This window comes from Lactobacillus sp. UMNPBX16 (assembly GCF_002553775.1).
GTDB classification, from domain to species: Bacteria; Bacillota; Bacilli; order Lactobacillales; family Lactobacillaceae; genus Lactobacillus; species Lactobacillus crispatus.
Genome location: NZ_PCYU01000082.1, coordinates 1 through 1,983, shown reverse-complemented (window position 1 = coordinate 1,983; position 1,983 = coordinate 1). Strand labels below are relative to the sequence as shown.

The following is a 1,983-nucleotide window of genomic DNA, read 5'->3' as shown; positions in this document are numbered from 1 at the left end:
TTAACATTGTAAGGGACAACCCTTCTTTTTTTGTTATCTAATTTCTATTTACACAAGAATTTATACTGAACCATTTTTTTCCTAACCAATGCAGGTTGCGTTTATTCTTTTTTCGCCAAGCAAGTTCAACTAAAAAACTAATAATTAACAAAGCAATTACTGAAATCCAAGTTAAAGTTTCGTGGTTGAGAATTGTCTGAATAAACAACAAAGCAAACAAAGCTAGATTTAATACAACAGAGCAAATCAAAATCCAGCGCTTGGCCCCAATTTGTCCTGCAATGCGCAAGTGGCCTAAGTTAACCATGGCATACACCAATAAAAAGCCTAGGCTGGCCATCTCACCAACAGCTGATAATGGGAAAATTTCGCAAACATTCCTAAAACCAAATCATATAAAGAATTGTAGCAAATTACTGTTACGAGTCTTTTTTATTGCACAAAAAAGACATGGCTTTTAAACCATGTCTAACACATTTGTTATGCTGACTAGAAGCAGAGAACCCTAAATTAACAAACTGCATTATAAAGAAGATTTTCAACCTCCATGTAAAAATACTGTGGTAAAAGATTAATTTCTTGCATAAACATGATATTATTTCTTTATCAAATAAGAACTAGTAAAAAATATGAGAACAGAGTTCCCAAAAAGCATTTTTTATTACTTATTTAATAATTTTTTATTCAGCAAATTTATAAAACATCAGGAAATTAATTTCACAATATATCACTTGATATAATTAAAAAAATATATGATATATAAAACTTAACTAGTTTCTATACCAGCAAGTTTTAGGCCAGTTTTTATGTGCTCTACCGCCTTTCCAGCTTGAGCAATTATGTACACCGTGACCTTTAGTATTAAGTCCATCACACTTTACATTGCGTCCATACATATTACAATTATATTTTGGTGCATGATAATCACAATCACTACCAATGAAATCTACCCAAGAACGTGGATCACTATGTTTCCAATATTTATGATCAGAATGCTTACCATTAAATCTATTACAATGTACATGAGTACCTACAGATACATGTTGACCATTTCTTTGACCAGCATACGCTTCTTGTCCATAAATAAACAGTGGTGAACCATTAGGAATGTTCTCTAACGCATTTCCGGCATCCATTTTTGCTAAAGCAAGATTAAAATTAACTACTTTTACATTAGCAGAATGACCCGGTAATTGTACAAATGAAGATTCTAATGGATTATTTTCTAACTCTGGAGAATTGGAATAAACTTTTGTAAGAATTAAGTATCCATCCTTAACTTTCATACTAATAGTGTTATCATTAGCTACTATATCTTTTATAGTAGCCAATGTATCAGCAGGCACTTTATTATAATTATAAGTAGCTACAGTTTCAACCGTAGTATCTTCATCAGCCAATACAGTAGTAGTGAAACCTTTTAAAGTAAAAAGGAAAATTACAAATGCTAAAAGAAAAAGACTAATTGAAAATTTAACTTGCCTAATATGCATGATTCATTCCTTCTTTCTGTTTTATGAGAGTATTACAGTATATTTATTAAAAAAGGAGTAGGCTTTATGGTTAAAAAATATGTAATATTTATAATTTCTCTATTTTCTTTATTATTAATAAGTTTTTTCTGTAAAACAATATACACAGAATATAACCTTAAAAGAATCACACAAACACAAATTCAAGAAAATGAATTTACATCTAATAAAAAAACTTTAGTTTATTTAAAACGAATAAATAAACCCAAAATTGATATTGTCAGTGACAATCAAGGATCCGGTAATACTCTATATTACGTTGAAAAGATTAATGATAATTATTTCGATGTAACATATATAAAAAGTAATGGAAAAATAAAACTTAAATCTATTTTCATTCAGAAAGAGACTGTAAAATGAAACTGTCAAATCTTTTGTGTAAATAGATCTTTCTCGTAAATTGATTTTTTAATTATTTATTTAATCAAAGTAGGATTCTAAGGTGTCCTGA

General features: G+C 29.0%; 3 protein-coding genes. 1 reads left to right on the top strand and 2 read right to left on the bottom strand.

Annotated features, from left to right (window positions below; all coding sequences use genetic code 11):
• Nucleotides 1-37: 37 nt before the first annotated feature.
• The gene (locus CP367_RS10390; RefSeq protein ID WP_233186476.1) at nucleotides 38-307 is read right to left on the bottom strand and encodes a hypothetical protein; all 270 of its coding nucleotides are present in this window, start codon (nucleotides 305-307) and stop codon (nucleotides 38-40) included.
• A 463-nt stretch (nucleotides 308-770) separates the two neighbouring features.
• The gene (locus CP367_RS10385) at nucleotides 771-1,493 is read right to left on the bottom strand and encodes a hypothetical protein (protein ID WP_081307160.1); all 723 of its coding nucleotides are present in this window, start codon (nucleotides 1,491-1,493) and stop codon (nucleotides 771-773) included.
• A gap of 66 nt (nucleotides 1,494-1,559) precedes the next feature.
• On the opposite strand from CP367_RS10385, the gene CP367_RS10380 reads away from it, so the two are divergent.
• Nucleotides 1,560-1,892 (top strand): hypothetical protein, encoded by a 333-nt coding sequence (locus tag CP367_RS10380; RefSeq protein ID WP_089146028.1) that lies wholly within the window; start codon nucleotides 1,560-1,562, stop codon nucleotides 1,890-1,892.
• Nucleotides 1,893-1,983: the final 91 nt, after the last annotated feature.